Origin of the sequence: Microvirga flocculans ATCC BAA-817 (assembly GCF_000518665.1) — a bacterium.
Classification (GTDB): domain Bacteria; phylum Pseudomonadota; class Alphaproteobacteria; order Rhizobiales; family Beijerinckiaceae; genus Microvirga; species Microvirga flocculans.
The window spans coordinates 16,466-32,261 of sequence record NZ_JAEA01000015.1 but is presented as its reverse complement, the minus strand read 5'-3'; the positions used below and the strand labels follow the sequence as shown (position 1 = coordinate 32,261).

At 66.0% G+C, this 15,796-nt stretch carries 13 protein-coding genes; 5 read left to right on the top strand and 8 right to left on the bottom strand.

Annotated features, from left to right (window positions below; genetic code table 11):
• Nucleotides 1–1,272 (bottom strand): glycosyltransferase family protein, encoded by a 1,272-nt coding sequence (locus L879_RS21930; RefSeq protein ID WP_084021098.1) that lies wholly within the window; start codon nt 1,270–1,272, stop codon nt 1–3.
• 165 nt (nt 1,273–1,437) lie between these two features.
• Here L879_RS21930 and L879_RS0116175 point away from each other — a divergent pair, with 165 nt between their 5' ends.
• The 3 genes from L879_RS0116175 to L879_RS22910 all read left to right on the top strand — a co-directional run bounded on the left by L879_RS0116175 (nt 1,438) and on the right by L879_RS22910 (nt 5,853).
• Nucleotides 1,438–4,155, top strand: a complete 2,718-nt coding sequence (locus tag L879_RS0116175; protein WP_027317035.1) for an ABC transporter transmembrane domain-containing protein — start codon at nt 1,438–1,440, stop codon at nt 4,153–4,155.
• Nucleotides 4,152–4,598: a Crp/Fnr family transcriptional regulator gene (locus tag L879_RS0116170; protein ID WP_027317034.1), complete on the top strand. Its 447-nt coding sequence runs from the start codon at nt 4,152–4,154 to the stop codon at nt 4,596–4,598. The genes L879_RS0116175 and L879_RS0116170 overlap by 4 nt, the downstream gene beginning before the upstream one ends.
• Before the next feature lie 172 nt (nt 4,599–4,770).
• Complete coding sequence (locus tag L879_RS22910) at nt 4,771–5,853, top strand: transglycosylase SLT domain-containing protein (protein ID WP_051435364.1); 1,083 nt, start codon at nt 4,771–4,773, stop codon at nt 5,851–5,853.
• Nucleotides 5,854–5,865: 12 nt separating this feature from the next.
• On the opposite strand, the gene L879_RS0116160 is transcribed toward L879_RS22910, so the two are convergent.
• Nucleotides 5,866–6,102: an Lrp/AsnC ligand binding domain-containing protein gene (locus tag L879_RS0116160; protein WP_027317033.1), complete on the bottom strand. Its 237-nt coding sequence runs from the start codon at nt 6,100–6,102 to the stop codon at nt 5,866–5,868.
• 96 nt (nt 6,103–6,198) lie between these two features.
• Nucleotides 6,199–7,503 (bottom strand): UDP-glucose dehydrogenase family protein, encoded by a 1,305-nt coding sequence (locus L879_RS0116155; protein WP_027317032.1) that lies wholly within the window; start codon nt 7,501–7,503, stop codon nt 6,199–6,201.
• A 169-nt stretch (nt 7,504–7,672) separates the two neighbouring features.
• Between L879_RS0116155 and L879_RS0116150 the strand changes: the two genes are divergently transcribed.
• On the top strand, nt 7,673–8,686 hold the full coding sequence (locus L879_RS0116150) for an asparaginase (RefSeq protein WP_027317031.1): 1,014 nt from the start codon (nt 7,673–7,675) through the stop codon (nt 8,684–8,686).
• 7 nt (nt 8,687–8,693) lie between these two features.
• Here the strand turns inward: L879_RS0116150 and L879_RS0116145 are convergent, their stop codons facing one another.
• The 3 genes from L879_RS0116145 to L879_RS21920 form a co-directional block, all read right to left on the bottom strand.
• Nucleotides 8,694–9,485 carry a bestrophin-like domain gene (locus L879_RS0116145; protein WP_027317030.1) on the bottom strand — a complete coding sequence of 264 codons (792 nt, stop codon included), beginning with the start codon at nt 9,483–9,485 and terminating at the stop codon, nt 8,694–8,696.
• Nucleotides 9,486–9,589: 104 nt separating this feature from the next.
• Nucleotides 9,590–10,573 carry a methylmalonyl Co-A mutase-associated GTPase MeaB gene (gene meaB, locus L879_RS0116140; RefSeq protein ID WP_051435363.1) on the bottom strand — a complete coding sequence of 328 codons (984 nt, stop codon included), beginning with the start codon at nt 10,571–10,573 and terminating at the stop codon, nt 9,590–9,592.
• Nucleotides 10,574–10,604: 31 nt separating this feature from the next.
• Nucleotides 10,605–11,363 carry a DUF3750 domain-containing protein gene (locus tag L879_RS21920; RefSeq protein WP_035459898.1) on the bottom strand — a complete coding sequence of 253 codons (759 nt, stop codon included), beginning with the start codon at nt 11,361–11,363 and terminating at the stop codon, nt 10,605–10,607.
• Nucleotides 11,364–11,547: 184 nt separating this feature from the next.
• Between L879_RS21920 and L879_RS0116130 the strand changes: the two genes are divergently transcribed.
• Complete coding sequence (locus L879_RS0116130) at nt 11,548–12,534, top strand: alpha/beta hydrolase (RefSeq protein WP_035459886.1); 987 nt, start codon at nt 11,548–11,550, stop codon at nt 12,532–12,534.
• Nucleotides 12,535–12,723: 189 nt separating this feature from the next.
• Here L879_RS0116130 and L879_RS0116125 read toward each other — a convergent pair whose 3' ends face one another.
• Both L879_RS0116125 and scpA read right to left on the bottom strand, forming a co-directional pair.
• The gene (locus tag L879_RS0116125) at nt 12,724–13,500 is read right to left on the bottom strand and encodes a glucose 1-dehydrogenase (RefSeq protein WP_027317027.1); all 777 of its coding nucleotides are present in this window, start codon (nt 13,498–13,500) and stop codon (nt 12,724–12,726) included.
• A gap of 74 nt (nt 13,501–13,574) precedes the next feature.
• Nucleotides 13,575–15,737 (bottom strand): methylmalonyl-CoA mutase, encoded by a 2,163-nt coding sequence (gene scpA / locus L879_RS0116120; protein ID WP_027317026.1) that lies wholly within the window; start codon nt 15,735–15,737, stop codon nt 13,575–13,577.
• Between the last annotated feature and the right edge of the window lie 59 nt (nt 15,738–15,796).

Genomic DNA, 15,796 nt, shown 5'->3' with positions numbered 1-15,796 from the left:
TTACTCGGCCGCCTGATGGTAGGCAGGGGCGAAGGGGGCCCTGGTTTCTGTGAGAGCCTTAAGCCGCTCCTGCACCCGGTCAAGGCCGTCGAGAAGACCCGGGATGAACACTTCGGAGGGACGCGGCTGCGAGGACAGGTTTCGCAGGGCTGCCGCCATCCGCTCCGGCGTGCGCGGCTCCTTATAGTCGCTCAGCATGCTCACCAGGCCGAGCCGCTCGGCCTCGACCGCGCGGATGTACTGCTCCAGCCGCGGGCGGGTGCGCGGCACGATCAGGGTGCGCTTGTCGAAGGAGAGTGCCTCGCAGAAGGTGTTGTAGCCGCCCATGGCCACCATGGCGTCGGCCCTCTTCATGAGCCGTTCGATCTTGTTGTCGAAGGACATCGCGTCGAGCTTGGGTTGCCTGGCGATGCGCTCCATGAAGGAGCGCCGCTTGTCCCGGTCGATGAAGGGGCCGAAGAGGATGAGGGCCGGCTGTTCGAGCGTCTCATCCGCCTCATAGGCCGAGATCACCCAGTCGATCAGGTCGTCCCCGTCGCCGCCCCCGCCCGTGGTCACCAGGATGAAGGGCTGCTTGGTGATCTTCGGGTATTTCGTCAGGGACGGGGTCGGCGGCACCTCCCGGCGCAGATAGCCGGTATAGGTGATGCGCCGCTCCACCTCGGCGGGCAGGTCGAGGGCCTTGAGGGGCTGGTAGACGTCCTTGAGGCCGTAGACCCAGATCTCGTCATAGTAGCGGGTCAGGGCTTCGGTCGCGCCTTTGCGCTCCCATTCCGGGACGAGCAGGGCGGGCTCGTCCATCACGTCGCGGATGCCGAGGACGAGTCGGCAGCCCGTGGCCTGGAGATAGTCGAGGGCAGGCACGACCTCGCCGCGAAAGCCGGTCGGCTCCTTGTCGACGATGAAGACATCGGGCCGGAACGCCCTGGCGGCCTGGAGGATGAGCGCCTGGCGCAGGCCCACCGCCTCATCCAGGCTGACGTTGAGGTTGAGACAGCGATAATCCCCGTCGGGCAACTTGGTGACGCCGGGGATCCGGATGTAGTCGACGCCGCTCTCGAACTCGAAATTACCGATGACCGGGGAGCCCGAGATGATGACCACGGAGGCGCCGGGCCGATCTTCGACGATCGCATTGGCGATCGCCCGGGAGCGGCGCAGATGCCCGAGCCCGAACGTATCGTGGCTGTAGATGAGAACCCTTGCGCCCTGAAGGGGCGCGGACAAGGGCAATCCCTTGTCTGCCTTGGGGTTCGTGACCGCGTTTGCCATGCAGGCGTCCCTTGGTGGGAGAGGTAAAGTTGGCTGCCGTATCGTAATTTGACGTTAGGACAGCTATCTCTACCCTTGCAATAGCCCCTCTCGTCAAACTATGGCGGTGCCCCAGTTCGGAAAGAGGGGGGACGTAAAGCACATGAATGTGATGTCGTTGCGCTGATGGAGAAGAGCCTTTTCCGGTACATCTGGACTCATTCGAGGCGCGACCAGCTGATCGTCTGCGCGGTGGTCCTTGCGTCCCTGCCTTTTTACTTCATGTCTCTCGATCTGCCCCGCCAGATCGTGAACCAGGCGATCCAGGGCGAGGCGTTCCGGGAGGGCAACCCGACGGCGCCCTTTCTTCACCTCACATACGACTGGCCGGTCTGGCTGGGCGGCGGCACCCTGGAAATCTTCGAAGGCTTTCAGGTCACCCGTATCGGCCTGCTCATGGGCCTGTCGCTGCTTTTTCTCTTCTTCGTCGTCGTCAACGGGGCGTTCAAGTACTGGATCAACGTCGAGAAAGGCATTCTCGGAGAGCGGATGCTCAGGCGCATGCGCTTCGACCTTTTCTCCATGGTCCTGCGCTTCACCCCGGAGGCTCTGCGCACTGTCAAGTCCTCCGAGACGGCAACCATCATCAAGGATGAGGTCGAACCCATCGGCGGGTTCATCGGCGATGCCTTCATCACGCCGATCTTCCTCGGCACGCAGGCGATTACGGCCCTTCTCTTCATCATGGTGCAGAACGTCTGGCTCGGTCTGATCGCCCTGGCCGTGATCGCGATACAGTTCATCATCATTCCCAGGCTGCGGCGCGAATTGCTGCGCCTCGGAAGGCAGCGCCAGCTGGCCTCACGCCAGTTGGCCGGGCGCATCGCCGAAGTCCTCGACGGGATCGAAGTGGTCCATGTCCACAATGCCTACAACTGGGAGCGGGCCGAGATCGGCCATCGCCTTTTCGATCTCTTCACGGTCCGGCTGAAGATCTACAACCGAAAATTCTTCGTCAAATCCCTCAACAATTTCCTGGCGCAGCTTACCCCGTTCTTCTTCTACGCCGTCGGCGGTTACTTTGCCCTGCGCGGCACGCTCGATATCGGTCAGCTCGTCGCCGTGATCGCCGCCTATCGCGAATTGCCGCCTCCCTTGAAGGAGCTCATCGACTGGGATCAGCAGCGCCTCGACGTCCAGGTGAAGTACGATCAGGTCACGCAGCATTTCGCCGAGGAGCGGCTCGGCCCCATGGTCGAGGCGCGCCAGGACGAGGAGGAGGACACGCCTCTCGTCGGACCTCTGGTGGGCGAGGGGATCCGCGTCGCCGGGCCTCATGGCGACATGATCATCGAGGGAGGGGCTTTCGCCGTCGATCTGCCCGCCAGCGTCGCCCTGATCTCCAACGGGGGGACGGCGGCCAGCATGATGGCCCGCATTGTCGCACGGCGGACGACGGAGTTCAGCGGCCAGCTCCGCATCGGCGACAGGGACCTGCTGCAGCTTCCCCATGCCGTGGCCGGGCGCAGGATCGCCTATGCGGGCGTCGATCCCATCCTCTTTCCCGGGAGTATCCGCGACAACCTGATCTATGGCCTGAGGTCCAAGCCTCTCGGCAAGGTCGTGGAGAGCAAACGCGATATGGACCGCAGGATCGCCGAGGCGCTGCGGACGGGAAATCCGCTCGAGAGCATTTCCGATCAATGGGTGGACTACAAGCGCATCGGCGCCAAGGACGAGAACGATCTCGACCGTATCCTCATCGACCTTCTGGAGAGGATCGGCATGGGGGACACGATCTATCTGCTCGGACTGGCGGGCTGGATCGATCCCGCGCGCGACAGCGCCCTGGCCGGGCGCCTGGTGGAAGCCCGGCAGCGCCTGCGCGAGACGTTTCGGTCGAACGGCATGTCCGATCTCGTCGAGCCGTTCGATCCCGAGCGCTACAACAGCCAGGCCACTATCGCCGAGAACCTGCTCTTCGGCGTGCCGATCTCCGACGAGTTCAAGGGACGTCAACTGGCCGAGAATGCGCAGTTCCGCAGTGCCATCCGCCGTGCCGGGCTCACGGACGGTCTGGTGCGGATGGGACTTCAGATCGCGGAGACGATGACCGAAATCTTCGAAGGCCTGCCGCCTGGGCATTCCCTCTTCGAGCAGTTCTCCTTCATCGGCGCGGAAGAACTGCCGGAATACCAGAAGATCCTGCGGCGTTACGCGCGTGGCGAGGGGCACTTGCGGCGTGAGGACCGCACGCGCCTCCTGGCCTTGCCGCTCGCCTATGTCGAAGCGCGGCATCGACTGGGCCTGCTCGACGACGGCATGACGGACCGGATCGTGGGGGCGCGGGGGCTCGTCCGCGAGGTTCTCGAGAAAGCCGACCCCGAGGGCGTCGAATTCTACGATCCGGAAAAGATCTGTGCGGCGGCGCCCTTGAGGGACAATCTCCTGTTCGGGCGCGTCAGCTATCAGGTGGCCAATGCGAGGGCGCGGGTCGCTCAGGCGGTCGCGACGGTCATCCGGGAACTCGACCTGCTGGAGGACGTGCAGCGCATCGGTCTCGATTACGACGTCGGGACGGCGGGCCGGCTCCTGTCGCCGCAGGAGCGGGCGAGCGTCAATCTCGTGCGTTGCCTGGTCAAGCGGCCGGACATTCTGGTCGTGGACGGAGCGCTCGCTCCCTTCGACGAGGCGAGGGGGCAGCAGCTGATGCAATTGCTGCTTCAGTTTTTCCAACAACAAAGCCTGTTCATGGTACTTCCGAATGATCGACAGGCAGGTGCCTTCGATGTTCAGATGCGCTTCCGCGATGGACAGATCATCATCGACAACACGGCCCATCCGCCGCTCGGGCGTGCCAAGCCCGGGCCGGAAGCCGAAAGAATAACAGGAGAGGTGGCATGACCCTTGAGACGGAGGTTCAGTCCTTGCGACAGGTCCCCATGTTCAGGGACGTGGATCCGGCCCGTCTGAAGCTGCTCGCCTTCACGAGCGAGCGGGTGCAGTTCGCCGGTGGGCAGCGCTTCTTCTCGCAGGGAGACCCCTCCGACGCCGCCTATGTGATCCTCGATGGGCGGGCGAGCGTCCTCCTCCATACCCCCGGCGGGGACATCCAGGTGGCCGAGCTGGGCAGCAGCGCTCTCGTCGGGGAGATGGGCATTCTCTCGGACACGCCCCGCTCCGCGACGATCATGGCCACGGAGCCGACCACGGCCCTGCGGATCGACAAGCGGGTCTTTCTCGAGCTCCTGGCGCAATTTCCCCAGATGTCCCTGGCGATCATGCGGGAATTGGCCAAACGCCTCGAGCGGACGAATGCGCAGCTCGTCGCACAATCCTCGGCGTGAAATGCAGTAAAAAACGCGGTTATCCGGGGGAAAAAGGCGGTAGCGCCGTTAAAAATGTGCCTTTTATGGCCAAGCTGACCGATTGTCGACACATCTTCCCGTCAACCCTTGTCTCAGAATGACACAAGGGAAGGCCCGTCCGTCAGGTTCGGGCCGTGCGGGATAAGTGACGATGAGTAACGCGAGAAACCTGCTCTGCGCAGTTCCGCAACCTGTTGCGAACACGCGCAAAACCGGAAGCCGCCGCCCTCTCCGCCTTGCCCTGACCGCGGGCCTGGTCATCGGACTTCAGGGAATCGCAGCCGGGCCGGCTGCCGTGGCCACCCTCCCGAGCGCCCTGATGGCGAGACCCCTGGCCGCTCCTCCGCTGCGGCAGGACATCGCCGGCTCCCTGGCGACCGCTTCCGTCGGTTTCACCCCGGCCCTGGCGAAGAACCCGGAACTTTTCCGTGAAATCCTGGACGGCGCCTTCATCCGTACGAAGCCCCAGCCCGCCAAGCCGGCACACCAGGAGGTGCTGGACGAGGCCGCCGGAGACCCGGACGAGCTGATCCCCTTCAATGGACGCAATGTGCCGCGCTGGCTGGTGCATTCCATCCTCAAGGCCGCTCATGTGACGGGCGTCGACCCGGTCTACATGATGACCCTGGCCGATGTGGAATCGAGCCTTTCGCCCGAGGCCAGGGCGCCGACCTCCTCCGCCGAAGGGCTGTTCCAGTTCATCGACCGGACCTGGCTCGAGATCGTCCAGCTCCACGCCGCGGATTACGGTTTCACGGCAGCGGCCGAGGCCATCAGGATCGTCGACGGCGATCCCGTGGTGAGCGACAAGGACCGGGCCTGGATCATGAACCTGCGCACGGATCCCTATTTCTCGGCCCTCATGGCCGGGGAACTGATCAAGGACGTGGAGCGGGCGCTCCAGGCGCAGGGAGAGCGGGAGCTCGCCGAGGCCGAACTCTACCTCGCGCATTTCCTGGGCGCATCCGCCGCCGTGCGCTTCCTCGAGGTCCTGGATCAGGACCCGAACATGAAGGCCTCCAAGCTCTTCCCGAAGGCGGCCCGCGCCAATGCGGGGCTCTTCATGGAAGGCAAGGGCCGCAAGCGCCGTCCCGTGAGTGTCGCTGAGCTCTACAACAAGATCGACTCCAAGATCGTCCGCCGCCTCGACCGCTACGAGGGCATCGGGCCCTATCTCGCCGAGATCGCCCGTCAGGCCGAGAGGACGGCCGAGGCCAGCGCTCTGGTGCAGTGATCAGGCCGAAGGTCAGAACGCCTTGAAGGTGATGATCGTGTGCGTGTCGGCGATGTCGGGGATGACCTGCACGTTCTCGGCGATGAAATGCCCGATATCGACCCCGTCATCCACGTGAAACTTGGCCAGGATGTCGTAGTTGCCCGCCGTCGAGTAGATCTCGGATGCGATTTCCCGGTCCGCGAGAGCGTTTGCGACGGCATAGGTTTTGCCGAGCTTGCATTTGATCTCGACAAAGAAGGTCTGCATGGATCGCTCCAAGGGCTATTTCAAGGTGGCTGTCTCGCGGTGGATCTATCTCATGGCACCCGGCGGAGCGGCGCGCAAGCCGCTCCGCGCGGGAGTTCAGGCGCGCCCGATGCTGAGGTATGTGAAGCCGTGGCGTTTCATGTCGTCGGGGCGGTAGACGTTGCGCAGGTCGACCACCACCGGGGCGTTCAGCGCCGCCTTCAGGCGCGGCAGGTCGAGCGCCCGGAACAGGTCCCATTCCGTCACCAGCACCAGGGCATCCGCCCCGCGGGCGCAGTCATAGGGGTCCCGGGCGTAGTCCACGTCCGTCAGCACCGCGCGCGCCGCCGCCATCCCCTCCGGGTCGAAGGCCCGGATCCGCGCCCCCGCATCCTGCAGCGCCGCGATCACGTCGATTGAAGGCGCGTCGCGCATGTCGTCGGTGTTCGGCTTGAAGGTCAGCCCCAGAACCGCCACGGTCTTGCCCCGCACCGAGCCGCCGCAGGCCGCAATCACCTTGCGTCCCATCGCCCGCTTGCGCTGGCTGTTGACCGCCGCCACCGTCTCCACGATCCGCATCGGCGCCCCGTGATCCTGCGCGGTCTTGATCAGCGCGAGCGTATCCTTCGGAAAGCACGAGCCGCCATAGCCCGGACCGGCATGCAGGAACTTCGCCCCGATGCGGTTGTCGAGCCCGATGCCGCGCGCCACGTCCTGCACGTTGGCGCCCACCTGCTCGCACAGGTCCGCGATCTCGTTGATGAAGGTGATCTTGGTGGCCAGAAAGGCGTTGGCCGCGTATTTCGTCAGCTCCGCCGTGCGCCGCGACATCGCCAGCACCGGCGCCTGGTTCAGGTAGAGCGGGCGGTAGAGATCGCTCATCACCGCCTTGGCGCGCTCGTCCTCGGTGCCGATGACGATGCGGTCCGGGCGCTTGAAGTCGGCGATCGCCGCGCCCTCGCGCAGGAATTCCGGGTTCGAGACCACGGCCACCTCCGCGTCGGGGCGGGCCTCCCGGATGATCCGCTCGACCTCGTCGCCGGTGCCCACCGGCACGGTCGACTTGGTCACCACCACCGTATAGCCCTCGATCGCCGCCGCGATGTCGCGGGCGGCCTGGTAGACGTAGGAGAGGTCGGCATGGCCGTCGCCGCGCCGCGAGGGGGTGCCCACCGCGATGAACACCGCCTCGGCCGCCCGGACCGCCGGCGCTAGTTCCGTGGTGAAGCTCAGCCGGCCCTCCCGCACGTTCTTGGCGACAAGCTCGGCCAGACCGGGCTCGAAGATCGGGATCTCGCCCCGGTTGAGCGCCGCGATCTTGGACGGGTCCTTGTCGACGCAGCATACCTCGTGCCCGAAATCCGCAAAGCACGCCCCGGACACAAGCCCTACATAGCCCGAGCCAATCATCGCTACCCGCATCAGGGGCTCCCCTTTTGTTCGGATCCTGGGTTTAGGGGGAGCCGAGCCGCATCGCAAGCCATGGCGAGAGGTGTTTTCGGGTTGCATTTTCTGCGTTTTGCAACAATGCCCCCTTTGACATTGGGATGGAGTGCCTCCACAACACCGCCGCTTTTCAAACGGGGCATTGATGGACAATCCTTTCCTTGTCGAGGTCATGCGCGGAAATCTGGTCGAGTCGCGCCACCGGGGCAGCATCTCGGTGGTCGACGCGGAGGGCGCCACGGTTCTATCGATCGGAGACGTGGATCGGCGCGTTTTTCCGCGCTCCGCCGTCAAGGCCCTCCAGGCCATGCCGCTGGTCGAGAGCGGAATCGCGGACAAATACGGCCTGACCGATGAGGAGATCGCGCTCGCCTGCGCCTCGCATTCGGGAGAGCCGGAGCATGTGGCCGTAGCCCAGGCCATGCTCGCCAAGGCCGGTCAGGATGTCGGCTGCCTCGAATGCGGCGTGCACTGGCCGATGGGCGAATCGGCGAACCGCGCCCTGGCTGCGTCGGGAAAGACCCCGAGCGCCCTCCACAACAACTGCTCGGGCAAGCACGCGGGCTTCATCTGCCTCGCCTGCGGCCAGGGCCAGAGCCCCAAGGGCTATGTGGGGGCGGATCATCCGGTGCAGCGCATGGTGCGCGAGACCCTCGAAGAGATCACCGGAGCCTGCCACTCCATCGACAAGAGCGGCATCGACGGCTGCTCCATTCCGACTTACGCGGTCAAGCTTCCGTCGCTCGCCTTCGGCTTCGCCCGCTTCGGCACCGGGATCGGCCTGCCGGGCGACGGGAAGGCCGCGGCTGCGCGCATTCGCAAGGCCGTTGCGCGCCATCCCTTCATGGTCGCCGGCACCGGCCGGTTCGATACGAATCTGATGGGCTATCTCGGCGAGCGCGCCTTCGTGAAGGTGGGCGCGGAGGGCGTCTATTGCGCTTCCTTCCCCGAACTCGGCTATGGGGTCGCCCTGAAGGCTGACGACGGCAATGCCCGTGCGGCCGAGGCCATGATGGCCGGGCTCGTCCTGCGGTTCCTCGACCTGAGCCATGACGAGCGCAAGGCCGTCGAGGCCCTGGCCCAGCCCGTTTTCAAGAACTGGAACGGGATCGAGGTGGGGCAGATCCGCCTGACCCCGGAGATTGCCGGGGGCGCCTGAAACGGCTTTACCGCAGCGGGGTCATCTGCTGCCGGGCCTGGATGAGATCGCCGGGCTTCAGCCCATGGGCGCCGTGGAACGGCCGGTCGAGCACGCCGACCATGTAGATGACGAGGCCGATATAGGTCATCAGCACGCCGCCGAGGATCAGGTGGGTGGTTCTTCGCAGGTCGAAGAGCCACAGGATGAGGACGTTGAGGGCTGCGCCGACGAGGACGATGGACCATATCACCCGCGGCACACGGGTCCCGGCGGCCTGGAGGCGCAGGCGCCGCTGTTCGATGAATTCGTCGAATGTCTGAAGCGCCGCGCTATGGATCGGGCTTTCGCCCGCATTCGGATCGGGCCTGAAACCCAGGAGCTCGCGGCTCAGCCGGTCGACGAGCTGGGCGCCCCGCATCGAGATCCGGCCGTCCCGCTGAAACGCCCAGCCCGGCCCGGTCTCTTCGTCAAGGTATTGGCGGAGCAGATACGAAAGAGATGTACGGGCAGGCTCCGGATAGCCGCTGAAGATGCGATAGAGGGCGACCGCGCTCGAGGCTTCGCGACCGACCGCGTCCTGGGCCCTGTTGTAGTTCTCGAACACCGCAATGGAGAGAAGGGCCAGCAGGACGCCGTAATAGAGCGAATAGACGTTCAGGAGCAGGCCGACCACGGGGTTCGGATCTCTCTCCCCGCGCAGCAGGCGCCCGACGGCAGGCTGCAGCAGGAGCGAGCCGATCAGGGTCGGCACCACGAAGATCAGGCAGACGATCACGGCGCCCAGCAGAAGGGGCTGTTGATGCAGTCTGTCGATCACGGCGCGATCCGTTCGTTCCGGAGAGCTGGAGCGTCTTTCCGGATTGAAGCGGTTTTCGTGGCCGGGATCAGGTGCAATTCCGGATAGGCCGCCGGTCCTGCCCGTCAAATCCCCAGGAGCCTCACGATCTCGCTGGCCCCGGCATTCGGCGCGAGGGTGCCCTCGGCGATGGCCTTCTCGATTTCCGGGACACGTTGACGCAGGGCGGGGTCGTGGGTGAGCCGCTCATGCAGGCGCTCGTGGACGAGGGCCCACATCCATTTCGTGTCCTGCGCCCGCCGCTTGGCGGCAAGCTCTCCCGTCGCTTCCAGGCGCTTGCGGTGGTCGAGCACCTTGGTCCAGAGCTCGTCCAGCCCCTGGCCGGTCAGGCCTGAGATCGTCAGCACGGGCGGCGTCCAGGTCGGCGAGGCGGGCGCCAGGATGTGCAGGGCCGCCTTGTATTCCGCCGCGGCGGCCTTGGCCTTCGTCCCCGCATCGTCCGCCTTGTTGACGGCGATCAGGTCGGCAAGCTCGAGAATGCCCTTCTTGATGCCCTGCAGCTCGTCGCCCGCGCCCGGCAGCATGAGGACGAGGAAGAAGTCGGTGAGGTCCGCGACCGCCGTTTCCGATTGCCCGACGCCGACCGTCTCCACCAGGATGACGTCGAAACCGGCGGCCTCGCAGAGCAGCATCGTCTCGCGGGTTTTCGCGGCGACGCCGCCGAGGGTCCCGGAGGAGGGCGACGGGCGGATGAAGGCGTTGGCATCGGTCGCGAGACGCGCCATCCGCGTCTTGTCGCCGAGAATCGCGCCGCCGGTGCGGGTGGAGGAGGGGTCTACCGCGAGCACCGCCACCTTGTGCCCCTTCTCGGTGAGCATGGAGCCCAGGGTGTCGATGGTGGTGGACTTGCCCACGCCTGGAACGCCGGTGATGCCGATGCGCACCGCATGGCCGGTGCGGGACATGAGCGCCTGGAGGAGGACGCGCGCCGCCTCGCGGTGATCGGGCCGTCGCGATTCCATGAGCGTGATGGCGCGCGCCAGCGCGGCGCGATCGCCCGATGCAACCATCTCCGCCGTCACGGCCGTTTTTGCAGAGCCCCCGATCATGGGACAGGTTTAGCGCATCCGGCCTCGGCTTTCACCACGTGATCGCGTCCACGCCGATTCGTCCCCAGGCAGGAATTTTCAAGGCAGGGCGGCGGATGTCGATTCCCGCCACGAGGCCCATGAAGTCGATCTCGATGCCTTCCACCCAGCCGAGTGCGAGACCGGCATAGCCGCCCAGCGAAATCTGGATGCCGGTGCGGCTCGGGGTAAAGCCCACGATCTCCCGCCAGGGCTGCCAGTCCTTGCCGAGAGCCGTGGGCGGAAGGGCCGCGCCGAGTTCGGGAACGGAGCGCATCACATGGGCCACGAAGGTGTTGGAGTTCGGGCCGGGCCATGCGTTGTAGGCCCCAAGGGTCTGGTAGGGATAGCTCGCCACCGCCTGCCGGATCTGCGGAATCAGCCGCTCCGCCTCCGCGCCTTCGATCACGACGACGGGCTGCGGCGCATTGCCGAACCAGCGCCCGTCCGGCGCCCAGCCGTTGGTCCGCACCGGGCTGCCCCAGCCGACCTTGTCGTAGCGCGTGTACCGGCTCGCGCCGGCCTCCTTCACGACGATCCAGGTGTGGTGGGCGAAGATGCCGCGCCAGCGGCCGACCCGCGCCGCATAGACCGCCACCATGGCCTGGGGCGCTTCGGAGGCCGCGGGCAGGAGTTCGGCGCTCGACCAGTCGGCGGCGCGCCAGCTCGGCGCGACATCGTCGCGCATGGCCCACCAGAGGGCATGGGATCCCAGGGGGAGGAGAAAAAGGCCGAGAATGACGAGAAGGATGCGGGCGAAGGCGGCGAGCATGAAGGCAAGGTACGGGCCGCTTCCCCGGCCATCAAGGCGGCCCACCGGCCTCCTCGTTCACCATTGCTTTACCTTGCTGCTTCTCGGACACCGCCAAGGCCAAGACTTGCCTTGCGCATGCCATGATCGAGGCGAAAAGAGCGGGGTCATCCTTCTTTCGTCCGTTCCTCGAATCTCCGGCCTCATGATCCCCACCGTTTCCCGCCTTGCCGCTGTCTGCCTTGCGAGCCTCGCCCTGTCCGGCTGCCTGGGAGAGGATTCGGCGCTCGTCAGCCCCGCCTCGTCGCGCGTCGGCCTGGAGCGTGATCCGAAGCTTCTCGTGGCGACCACGCGCCTGCCGGTCGGCGACCCGCCGGCGAAGCCCTGGTTCAGCAGCGAGCGGTCCCCGGACCTGATCTTCGCGGAGGCGCGCCTCACGCCGCCGTCCGATTCCCTCCTCGGGCGGGTCACGGCGGGGGGCTGGAGCATCGCGAAGGTCGAGAACATGGAGCGCGGCAACGCGGCCCAGGCCTTCGCCCAGGCGGCCTTCGGCCGCAACCTGCTGCTCTATATCCACGGCTATCGCGAAAGCTTCGAGACGGCGGCCACCTCGACCATCGATCTCTCGGAAGGCATCAGGTTTCCCGGCGTGACGGGCCTCTTCACCTGGCCCTCCGCCGCCTCGACCTTCAGCTACGTGGCCGACCGCGAAAGCGCCATGTGGTCGCGCGATGCGCTGGAGGACCTGCTGACCGCCATCGCCAGGACGCCGAGCGGCGGACGCATCCACATCGTGGCCCACAGCATGGGAACGCTTCTCACGCTCGAAACCCTGCGCATGCTGCGCGCCTCCGGCGGCGAGAGCGCCATGGAGCGCATCGGCGCAGTGGTGCTGGCGGCGCCCGACATCGACATCGATCTTTTCGCGCGGGGCCTGGAGCGCCTGGGGCCGGATGCGAAGAAGATCACGGTCATCAGCTCCACCAACGACCGCGCGCTCGCCGTGTCGAGCCGCCTCGCGGGCGGCATCGTTCGCGCGGGCGCGGCCGATCGCGAGCGGCTGGAATCCCTGGGCGTGCGCGTGGCCGATGCCTCGGAATTCGGCGGCGGCATCATCAACCACGATCTCTTCCTGACGAACAAGGAAGTGCAGCAGGTGATCAAGCGCGCGATCGAGCGGGCACAGGGTTAGAGCCCTCGCCCGATATCGCGCGCTGCTCGCTCAAGGGCTGCGGTTCACCCTGCCTGGTCAGCTTCGGACGTTTGTCTGTGCCTGCCGCGCGAGCCATGCATCGTGCAGCCACATCTCGGTTCCGCGCCGGCCCGATGACGAATGGAACTGCTGCCATCGGGAGCCGCATGCCCTGCAAGCGTTCAGCGTTCACTGCGCCGTATAGCCGCCGTCGATCACGAGCTCTGCGCCCGTGACGAATTTCGACTCGTCCGAGGCGAGATAGAGAACGCCGTAGGCGATATCGTCCGGCTGTCCCACATGCCCGAGCGGGTGGAGAGCGCCTGTGGCCTTGCGGCCTTCTTCCACGTCGCCGTGCTCCGCCAGATAGTGCTCCACCATGGGCGTCCAGATATAGCCGGGATGGATGGAGTTCACCCGGATGTTCCATCCTTGCTTCGCGCAGTGGAGCGCCACCGACTTGGTGTAGAGCCGCACGCCTCCCTTCGATGCGCAATAGGCGCCGATGTCGGGAATGCCGATCTGACCGGCAATGGAGGAGAGGTTGATGATCGAACCTCCCGACGGCTGCTTCTGCCGCATGGCGGGAATGGCGTGCTTCGTGCCGAGGAAGACGCCGTCGAGATTGATGCTCATCAGCCTGCGCCATCGCTCCAGCGTCTCTTCCTCGGGGACGCAGGAATGCACGACACCGGCATTGTTGACCAGAATGTCGAGCCGCCCGAAGCGGGAGAGCGTCTTCTTCATGACCTGCTCCCACGCTGCTTCCTGGGCGACGTCGTGATGAAGGTAGAGCGCCTCTCCGCCCCCATCCCGGATCTTCTTCGCGACAGCTTCGCCTTCCACATCCCTGATATCGGTAACGACGACCTTCGCACCCTCCCGGGCCAGCATCGCTGCCGAGGCCTCACCGAGGCCCAGCGCGGCCCCGGTCACGATGGCAACCTTGTCTTGCACACGACCCATGGCGAACCTCCTTCAAGGTGCCCCCAGCATCGTTGCCCCTGTTCTGGTTGTCAGGTTCTTGCGTCGCGCGGATATCACCCCGCCGCCATTTTCGTTTTGTATCCGAGTTTTGCGTTGAGTTCGGCGATGAGGTTTTCGGCGGCGTCGGCGATGACGGTGCCGGGGGGGAAGATGGCGGAGGCTCCGGCCTTGGTGAGCGCCTCGAAGTCCTGGGGCGGGATCACGCCGCCGACCACGATCATGATGTCCGCGCGGCCGAGCTTTTCCAGCTCCGCCTTCAGCTCCGGCACCAGGGTCAGGTGGCCCGCCGCGAGCGAGGACACGCCGACGATGTGCACGTCGTTCTCGATCGCCTGGCGCGCGGCCTCCGCCGGGGTCGCGAAGAGCGGGCCGATATCCACGTCGAAGCCGAGATCGGCAAACGCCGAGGCGATCACCTTCTGGCCGCGGTCGTGCCCGTCCTGGCCCATCTTGGCGACCAGGATGCGCGGGCGGCGCCCGTCGTCATGCTCGAACTGCTCCACCAGGCGGCGGACCTTCTCCACGGCTGGCGAGCCCATGCCGACCTCCCGCTTGTAGACCCCCGAGATCGCCTTGATCTCGGCGCGATGCCGGCCCCAGACCTTTTCCAGCGCCTCCGAGATCTCGCCCACCGTCGCCTTGGCGCGCGCCGCCTGCACCGCCAGGGCGAGCAGGTTGCCCTCGCCGGAAGCCGCGACCTGCGACAGGGCGGTGAGCGCCGCATCCACATCGGCCTGGTTGCGCTCGGCCTTGAGCCGCCTGAGCTTCTCGATCTGGCTGACGCGCACGGCGGCGTTGTCGACCTTGAGGATCTCGATGGACGCCTCGTCCGTCGGCTTGAAGCAGTTCACGCCGACGATCCTCTGCTGGCCGGAATCGATGCGCGCCTGGGTGCGGGCGGCGGCCTCCTCGATCTTCAGCTTCGGAATGCCCGCCTCGATGGCCTTGGCCATGCCGCCGAGTTCCTCGACCTCCTGGATGTGGGCCCACGCCTTCTGCGCCAGCTCGCAGGTCAGGCGCTCCACGTAATAGGAGCCGCCCCACGGATCGATGATGCGCGTGGTGCCGCTTTCCTGCTGCAGGAAGAGCTGTGTGTTGCGGGCGATGCGCGCCGAGAAGTCGGTGGGCAGCGCCAGCGCCTCGTCGAGGGCGTTGGTGTGCAGCGACTGGGTGTGGCCTTGCGTGGCCGCCATCGCCTCGACGCAGGTGCGCACCACATTGTTGAACACGTCCTGCGCGGTGAGCGACCAGCCGGAGGTCTGGGAATGGGTGCGCAGGGGCAGCGACTTCTCGCTCTGCGGGTTGAACCCCTTCACGAGCTTCGCCCAGAGGAGGCGCGCGGCGCGCATCTTGGCGACTTCCATGTAGAAGTTCATGCCGATGGCCCAGAAGAAGGACAGGCGCGGCGCGAACCGGTCGATGGTCAGCCCCGCCGCGAGGCCGGCGCGGATGTACTCGACGCCGTCGGCGAGCGTGTAGGCGAGCTCGAGGTCCTGCGTCGCGCCCGCCTCCTGCATGTGGTAGCCGGAGATCGAGATCGAGTTGAACTTCGGCATGTGGGCCGAGGTATAGGCGAAGATGTCCGAGATGATGCGCATCGACCCCTTGGGCGGGTAGATGTAGGTGTTGCGCACCATGAATTCCTTGAGGATGTCGTTCTGGATCGTGCCGGCGAGCTTCTCCGGCGGCACGCCCTGCTCCTCGGCGGCGACGATGTAGAGCGCGAGGATCGGCAGCACCGCGCCGTTCATGGTCATCGACACGCTCATCTGGTCGAGCGGGATGCCGGCGAACAGGGTGCGCATGTCGTAGATGGAGTCGATGGCGACTCCCGCCATGCCCACGTCGCCCGCCACGCGCGGATGATCCGAGTCATAGCCGCGATGGGTGGCGAGGTCGAAGGCGACCGAGAGGCCCTTCTGGCCGGCTGCCAGGTTGCGGCGGTAGAAGGCGTTGGAATCCTCCGCCGTGGAGAAGCCGGCATATTGGCGCACGGTCCAGGGCTGGTTGACGTACATGGTCGGGTAGGGACCGCGCAGGTAAGGCGCGAGACCCGGATACGTGTCGAGGAAGTCGAGCCCGGCGCGATCCTCGGGACCGTAGACGTTCTTTACCGCGATGCCCTCCGGCGTCAGCCAGGGCTCGGCCTTGGCCGGTGCGGCGGCCAGGGGGGCGTCGGCGAAAGCGATGCGGGCGAAATCCGGAATGCTGGTCATGGCAGAGACGGCCCTTGCCGGTGAAGCGGATCGAGGAGGGTCAAGTGTAGGCCAGGCGC